Origin of the sequence: Roseicella aerolata, assembly GCF_020523605.1 — a bacterium.
GTDB lineage: Bacteria > Pseudomonadota > Alphaproteobacteria > Acetobacterales > Acetobacteraceae > Paracraurococcus > Paracraurococcus aerolatus.
This window is the reverse complement of the sequence record NZ_JAJAQI010000094.1, coordinates 1-7,163: the sequence shown is the minus strand read 5'-3', so window position 1 is coordinate 7,163 and position 7,163 is coordinate 1. Positions and strand designations below refer to the sequence as shown.

The window sequence follows — 7,163 nt, the reverse complement described above, 5'->3', positions numbered from 1 at the left end:
CCTACGGCTTCCTCGTGGCCGAGCGCTGCCTTTTCCCCCCTCAATCCCGCTTCACCGCGCGGCGGCTCAAGACACCTGCGCTATCCAAAGGCTTCCAGCCGCGCGGTGCCGGTCCGGCCTGAGCGCCACGTGCCGCACTCAATCGCCAGCATTCGCCGCCGCCTCACCGTCGGCCTTGTCCACCTCCTCCCGCGCTGCCCCTGCTGCCTGCAGAAACAGCGTATACGGCCAAGAAGCAAGTGACACAGTAAGACTATTGAGAGGGCCCTCTTTGTCTTGACCCGACGGATTGCCGGTATGGCTTTATGGGGCCTCGCCCTGACGACCCGACGGTCAAGTCAATGAGGGCCCTCTCAATAAGGGTGTTGCCATTCCCCGGGCGGGACGGGCCGCAGGGCGGGCGCTGGGGGCCACTGGTCAGCTAGTCCGCCAGCTTGGGCGTCACCAGCCATTCCCGACCCTTGAGCATGCCCTGCCAGTAGACAAACGGCAGGACGCGCTCCTTCAGCAACCAGGCGAGACGGCTGGGCCTCGTGCCGTCAATCAGCCAGGCCGGGAAGCTCGGTAGCAGCTTGCCGCCGTAGCCGAACTCGGCGAGCAGGATGCGGCCGCGCTCGACGGTGAGCGGGCAGGACCCGTAGCCGTCGTAGATCGCGTCGGCGGCACCGATCGCCCCCATGTCCTTCAGCAGGTTGTGCGCGACCACCGGGGCCTGCTTGCGGGCCGCGGCGGCCGTCTTGGCATTCGGCGCGTTGCAGGCGTCGCCGAGTCCGTAGATGCCCTCGAGGCTCCTGTGCCGCAGGGTGCCCGGGTCGACGTCCACCCAGCCCGCCGCGTCGGCGAGCGGCGAGACGCGCACGAAGTCCGGCGCCGTCTGGGGTGGGACGACGTGGATCATGTCGAACCGCTCCTCGACCTCGGTCTTCGAGCCGTCGGGAGCCGTCCGCGTGAACCAGGCCGTACGGGCCGGTCCGTCGATCCGGGTGAGGCTGTGCTGGAAGTTCAGCCCGACGCCATACCGCTCCACGTAGCGCATCAGGGCGGGGACGTACTCCTCCACCGCGAACAGCACCCCACCGGCGTTGAAGAAGTCGATCTGGATGTCCTTGAGGCGGCCCTGGTCACGCCAGTTGTCGGCCGAGAGGTACATCGCCTTCTGCGGGGCGCCCGCGCACTTGATCGGCATCGGCGGCTGCGTGAACACCGCGCGCCCTTGCTTCAGGCCGCGCACGAGCTCCCAGGTGTAGGGCGCCAGGTCCCGGCGGTAGTTCGAGGTCACCCCGTTGCGCCCGAGCGTCTCGGCCAGGCCGTCGACGGCGTGCCAGTCGAGCTTGAGCCCCGGCGCTACGACCAGCCTGCGGTACTTGACCACCCGGCCCCCGTCCAGGATGACCGCATTGCTCTCGGGCTCGAAGGCCGCGACGGCCGCCTTGATCCAGCGGACGCCGCGCGGGATGAGGGAGGCCATGGCGCGTTCGGTCGTCTCGGGCCGGAACACCCCGGCACCCACCATGGTCCACCCGGGCTGGTAGTAGTGGATGTCGGCCGGGTCGATGATGGCGACGTCAAGGTCCGGCTTGCGCGCCTTCAGGCTGGAGGCGACCGCGATGCCCGCGGCGCCGCCGCCGACCACCACCACCTCGTGCCGGACCTCGCCGGTGTCGGTCGGCGCCCGGCCGCCGGTGGCGATGCGCCGCGCCACGCCCTTCATGTCGTGGCCAGCGGCCTCGGCCAGGCCCAGGATCTCTGCCACGGGGCGGCCGCGTGCCGCCTCGGACAGCGACCAGAGCGTCGCCGAGCGCGCGCCCGTCTGGCAAAACGCCAGGATGGGCTTCGGCAGGCCGTCCAGCAATTGGCCAAACGCCTTGGCGTCCTCGTCGCGGACTGTGCCGCAGGCAACCGGCAGATAGGCCGCCTCGAGCCCAGCCGTCCGGCAGGCGCGGTCTATCTCGGCGAAGTTCGGCTGGTCAGGGCCCTCGCCGTCCGGGCGGTTGCAGACGACGGTCCGGATTCCCTTGGCCGCGAGTTCCGCCACCTCACCGGGCGTGATCTGGGGCGCGACAGAGAAAGCTGGCGTCAGCGTACGGATGTCCATGGGTGTTCCTTCCAGGAAGAGCGGTCTTCGCCGCTCCGTGGTGGTGCGGTGGGCCCCACAGGGGCCGGTCCCTTTCAGAGCGCGGCGACGGGGACCTTGAGGCGGTGGCGGCCGATGTCCGCGGCGGGCCGCCAGCCAAACTGCCGCTATCCGGGTTGAGTGGCCTTGCGCAGGTCGGCCAGAGCGTCGCGGACGATCGACCACGCGGACTGGAGGAACAGCCCGGCGATCACGGCCGCCACGGCGAGGTCCGGCCAGGCCGTGCCGGTCCACCAGACGAGGCCCGCCGCGACCACCACGGCGAGGTTGCCGATGGCGTCGTTGCGGCTGAACAGCCAGACCGCGCGGACGTTGGCGTCGCCCGTCCGGTGCGGGATGAGCACCGCGGCGGCCGCCACGTTGGCCACCAGAGCGATGGCGCCGAAGAGGCCCATCAGCTCGGCCTCGGGCTGGTTCAGCACCAGCACCCGGTAGGCGGTCGTGGCGAGCACGCCCAGGCCGAGGGCGCCGAGGAACAGGCCCTGGATGAGAGCCGAGCGGGCGCGCCAGGCGAGGCTCCAGCCGATGGCGAGCAGGCCGAGGAAGGTGATCAGGCCGTCGCCGAGGAAGTCGAGGGCGTCCGCCTTCAGCGCCTGGCTGCCGGAGACGAAGCCGCCGACCATCTCCACGAGGCCGTAGCCAACGTTCAGGCCCACCACGATCCACAACGCGCGCCGGTAGCCCGGCGTGATGTGCGTCAGGTCCTTGGGCAGGTCATCATCGTCGCCTCTCATCCGATGCTCCCGAGCGAGGGGAAGAGCCGGAGCATCAAGATGGCGAAGTCGGTGAGGTGGCCGGTGATCATGGCCACCCCCATCGTCACCATGATGCTGCCCGCCACGACTTGGAGGACGCGCCCGAGGCGCCGCAGCGCACGGAACGGGCCGCGCAGGAAGGCGTCCGCGAAGGCGGCCACCAGGAGGAAGGGCACGCCGAGCCCGGCCGCGTAGGTGGCCAGGAGCGCGACGCCGAGGTGGCTGACGTCGCCGGTCGCGGTCATGGCCAGGATGGCGCCGAGCACCGGGCCGATGCAGGGCGTCCAGCCGAAGGCGAAGGCGAGCCCGAGCACGTAGGCGGAGAGCGGCGTGCCGCCGCTGAGCGTCGGCATGAAGCGGAGGTCGCGTTGCAGCGGCATCAGTCGCAGGACGCCCGCGGTCATGAGGCCGAACAGGATGACCACCACCCCGCCCACGATCCCGGCCTCGTAGCGGTAACGGAGCAGGGCCTGGCTGAGGGCCGAGGCCCCGGCGCCCATCGCCACGAACACGGTCGCGAAGCCGAGCACGAAGCAGAGGCCGAGGCCGACCGTCGCGAGGCGGCCGGGCGCCGCGCGCTCGGCGGCGACCGAGCGACCGGCGACGTAGGAGACGTAGCCGGGCACCAGCGGCAGCACGCAGGGCGACAGGAAGGAGACCATCCCCGCCAGGAAGGCGGTCAGGAGGCCGGACATCTGGAGGAGGGAGTTCACGACAGCCTCAGGATTGGGTCGCGGAGCTCGGCGCGCGTGCCGGTTCGCCCCTCCCGCCGACCACGAGCAACGCGACGCCGAGGAAGATGGCGGTGTCGGCGAGGTTGAAGGCGGGCCAGTGGTATCCGGCCGCGTGGAAGTCCAGGAAGTCCGTCACGGCGCCATGCCGCAGGCGATCGACGACGTTGCCCAGCGCGCCCCCCGCGATGAGCCCGACCGCGGCAGCCATCCCGGGGCGCCGGTCGCGCGTCATCCAGATGACCAGGCCCGCGACGATCGCCAGGGCGAGAGTGGACAGCAGCCAGGGCGTGGCGGGGTGGTCCGCCGACAGCAGGCCGAAGCTGACACCCCGGTTGTGCCACAGCACCAAGTTGAAGAACGGCGCGACCGGGATGATGCGGGGCGGGTCCATGAGCGCGGTCAGCACCCACCACTTCGTCGCCTGGTCCAGCGCAAGCGCCAGCAGTGCCGCGGCCGCACCCCAGGCCCATGCGAGCCGGAGGCTGGACGGCCGGTGCACGCCCACCGTGGTCGCTCGCTCAGCCATGCGCCGCCGCTCCCTGGAACCGGTATCCAAGCAGCCGCAGGGCGTTGATTGTCACCAGCACCGTGGCGCCGGTGTCGGCCAGGACGGCGGGCCAGAGGCCGGTGATGCCGACGACCGTCGTCACCAGGAAAACCGCCTTGAGGCCGAGGGAGATGGCGACGTTCTGGTGGATGTTGGCCAGCGTCGCGCGCGACAGCCCGACCAGGGCGGCGACGTCCACGACGCGGCTGTTCAGCAGCGCGGCATCGGCCGTCTCCAGGGCCACGTCGGTGCCGCCGCCCATGGCGATGCCGACCGAGGCGGCAGCGAGCGCCGGGGCGTCGTTGATGCCGTCGCCGACCATGGCCACGGGCGCCTTCTCCTTCAGGGCAGAGATTTCCTTCAATTTGTCCTCGGGCAGCAGGCCCGCCTGCACGTCGAGCCCGAGGACCGAGGCGATGGCCTTGCCGGTCCGCGGATTGTCGCCGGTCAGCATGACCGGCCGCACCCCAAGGTCGCGCAGCGCCCGGATGCCAGCGGCGGCATCCGCCCGCGGCTCGTCGCGGACGGCAATGACGCCGGTGGGCGCGCCATCCACGGAAACGACGACCACTGTCTTTCCTTGACCCTCCCACTCCTCGGCCGCGCGCTCCACCTCGGCTGAGAGCGGTGCTTGCTCGGCCGCGTAAGAGGGCGAACCGACGCTGACCCTCTTGCCGGTGACGACCGCCTCGACCGCCCTGCCGGGGATTGCCCGCGAATCCTTGGTCGGGCGCAACGGGATCCCGTCCGCCGCCGCCCGCTCCAGGATGGCGCGGCCGAGCGGGTGGCTGGACCCGTTCTCCACCGCGGCGGCGAGGCCGAGCAGGGTGCGCTCGGAGCCGGACAGGGCGAGGACGTCCGTCACGCGCGGGCGCCCCTCGGTCAGGGTGCCGGTCTTGTCGAAGGCGACAGTGCGGACGCGGCCGATGGTCTCCAGGGCGCCGCCGCCCTTCACCAGCAAGCCGCGCCTGGTCCCGGCCGCCAGGCCCGAGGCGATGGCCGCGGGCGTGGAGAGGACGAGGGCGCAGGGGCAGGCCACCAGCAGCAACGCCAGGCCGCGGTAGACCCAGGTGCCCCAGTCCGCGCCGAGCAGCAGCGGCGGCGCCACGGCGACCAGCGCCGCGGCGGCGACTGCGGCGGGCGTGTAGACGGCGGAAAAGCGCTCGATGAAGCGGGCGGTCGGCGCCTTGGCCTCCTGCGCCTCCTCCACCAGGCGGATGATGCGGGCGAGGGTGTTGTCCGCGGCGGGCTTCGTCACCCGGACCTGGAGTGCCCCCGAGGCATTGACGCTGCCCGCGAAGACCTGGGCGCCCTCGGCCTTTGGAACGGGGACGGACTCGCCGGTCACCGGGCTCTCGTCCACCTCGGACTCGCCCTCGACCACCTCGCCGTCGGCCGACACCCGGTCGCCCGGGCGGACCAGCACGAGGTCGCCGACCTTCAGACTGGCGGCGGGCACCTCCCGCGCCGTCTCGCCCTCGACGAGCAGGGCGGTCCTAGGCACCAGGGCGCCCAGCGCCTCGATGCCCGCGCGGGCGCGCCCGGCCGCGACGCCCTCGAGCAGCTCGCCGATGGTGAACAGGAACACCACAACCGCCGCCTCGGAGGTCGCGCCGATGGCCATGGCGCCGACGGTGGCGACCGACATCAGCATCTCGATGCTGAAGGGCGAACCGGCGCGCGCCGCGGCGATGGCCTTGCGGCCGAAGAACCAGAGGCCGAGCAGGGCGGCGGGCAGGTAGGCCCAGTGGTCCAGGGAGGGAACAGCGAGCGAGGCGGCGAACCCGGCCGCCGTCAGCCCGCCGAGGACGGCCGCCAGCCGGGCCTTGGCGCCCTTCCACCAGGGCTGGCGGGCAGGAGCGCGGGTCTCGGTCTCATCGGCCGCGTCTGGCTCACCGGCGACCACCCTTGGCGCCTCGGCGAGGGCTATGCCGTAGCCGAGTTTGCGGACCTGGTCCTCGATGGCCGTCCGGGGCGTGGCGGCTTCGTCCAGCCGGAGGGCCAGAATCTGGGTGCCGTAGTTGACCCGGATGTCCTCGGCGCCGTCCACCCGGCCAACGGCGGTCTCGATCTTCGCGGCGCAGCTCGGGCAGTCCATGCCCTCGACCCAGTATCTCAGGGCCGCCGTGGGCCTCGTGCCCGCCTCCGTCAGTTCGTTATCTGCCATGCCGCCTCTCCGTCGCCGGGAACAACCCCCAGGTTTCCCCGGGTTGCGCCGGGGACGTGCGGCTCCCTATATGGACCCTGTAGTCGCTACAGGGTCAAGGGCATGGCATCGGAGAACGCGCTCAACATCGGCGCCCTGGCGAAGGCGACCGGCACCACCGTGGAAGCGATCCGCTGGTACGAGCGGGTCGGGGTGCTCCCGGCACCCGCCCGCACCCCGGGCAACTATCGGTCCTACGGGGAGGCGCACCTGGAGCGTCTGAGCTTCATCCGGCGCGCCCGCGACCTGGGATTCACGCTGGACCAAGTGCGCGAGCTGCTCCGGCTTGCCGATGACCGGGGGCGGTCCTGCGAGGCGGTGGACCGGGTGGCCCGCGAGCATCTGGAGGAGGTCGAGCGCAAGATCGCCGACCTTGAGGCCCTCCGCCGCGAGCTCCAGGATGTCATCGGGCAGTGCTGCCTCGGCACGGTCGCCGAGTGCCGGATCTTGTCGGCCCTCTCGCCGAAGGACGGCGCCCCTCGAAGCTAGAGCGGATCGCGGACGGGCGTGAACGCCCGGGAGCGTGAATCGGCTCTACAAACAATGACCTACAGCGGATTGGCGTTCAGAACTGAACGCAATCCGCTGTAGGCGCCCATCGCTCCGGCGATGCCTCACCCTCCCGCCGCGCGGCGAGGCGGGCCACCGTGGTCGTGTCCGTGCTCGTCGTAAGCGTAAGCCTGTCGTGGCCTTGCGGTGACCATGGCGCGTGGTGGATGTCGTGTGGATGCCCGACGACGTGACACCGCCTGCAGCACTCGCAAACCGCTCATACGACGGTCGTAAG

The 7,163-nt window shown here is 71.4% G+C and carries 6 protein-coding genes; 1 reads left to right on the top strand and 5 read right to left on the bottom strand.

All coding sequences use genetic code 11. The features are described 5' to 3' along the window. Positions 1-421: 421 nt before the first annotated feature. From LHA35_RS27290 to LHA35_RS27270, 5 genes are all read right to left on the bottom strand, one after another. Positions 422-2,095: a bifunctional protein tyrosine phosphatase family protein/NAD(P)/FAD-dependent oxidoreductase gene (locus tag LHA35_RS27290; protein ID WP_226614315.1), complete on the bottom strand. Its 1,674-nt coding sequence runs from the start codon at positions 2,093-2,095 to the stop codon at positions 422-424. Between the two features lie 146 nt (positions 2,096-2,241). After that, a complete protein-coding gene (locus LHA35_RS27285; RefSeq protein ID WP_226614312.1) occupies positions 2,242-2,868 on the bottom strand; it encodes a cation transporter in 627 nt (208 codons plus the stop codon). Further along, complete coding sequence (locus LHA35_RS27280) at positions 2,865-3,602, bottom strand: cytochrome c biogenesis CcdA family protein (protein WP_456316096.1); 738 nt, start codon at positions 3,600-3,602, stop codon at positions 2,865-2,867. Before LHA35_RS27280 ends, LHA35_RS27285 begins: the two co-directional genes overlap by 4 nt. A 7-nt stretch (positions 3,603-3,609) precedes the next feature. After that, positions 3,610-4,149 carry a signal peptidase II gene (gene lspA / locus LHA35_RS27275; RefSeq protein WP_226614310.1) on the bottom strand — a complete coding sequence of 180 codons (540 nt, stop codon included), beginning with the start codon at positions 4,147-4,149 and terminating at the stop codon, positions 3,610-3,612. After that, the gene (locus tag LHA35_RS27270; protein ID WP_226614309.1) at positions 4,142-6,337 is read right to left on the bottom strand and encodes a heavy metal translocating P-type ATPase; all 2,196 of its coding nucleotides are present in this window, start codon (positions 6,335-6,337) and stop codon (positions 4,142-4,144) included. The genes lspA and LHA35_RS27270 overlap by 8 nt, the downstream gene beginning before the upstream one ends. Positions 6,338-6,439: 102 nt before the next feature. Here LHA35_RS27270 and LHA35_RS27265 point away from each other — a divergent pair, with 102 nt between their 5' ends. Beyond that, complete coding sequence (locus LHA35_RS27265; RefSeq protein ID WP_226614308.1) at positions 6,440-6,865, top strand: MerR family transcriptional regulator; 426 nt, start codon at positions 6,440-6,442, stop codon at positions 6,863-6,865. Positions 6,866-7,163: the final 298 nt, after the last annotated feature.

What these genes read in the sequence shown, in the direction of transcription:
- LHA35_RS27290 (WP_226614315.1), bottom strand. Translation starts at nt 2,095, where the DNA reads ATGGACATCCGTACGCTGACGCCAGCTTTCTCTGTCGCGCCCCAGATC.
- lspA (WP_226614310.1), bottom strand. Translation starts at nt 4,149, where the DNA reads ATGGCTGAGCGAGCGACCACGGTGGGCGTGCACCGGCCGTCCAGCCTC.
- LHA35_RS27265 (WP_226614308.1), top strand. Translation starts at nt 6,440, where the DNA reads ATGGCATCGGAGAACGCGCTCAACATCGGCGCCCTGGCGAAGGCGACC.
- LHA35_RS27285 (WP_226614312.1), bottom strand. Translation starts at nt 2,868, where the DNA reads ATGAGAGGCGACGATGATGACCTGCCCAAGGACCTGACGCACATCACG.
- LHA35_RS27270 (WP_226614309.1), bottom strand. Translation starts at nt 6,337, where the DNA reads ATGGCAGATAACGAACTGACGGAGGCGGGCACGAGGCCCACGGCGGCC.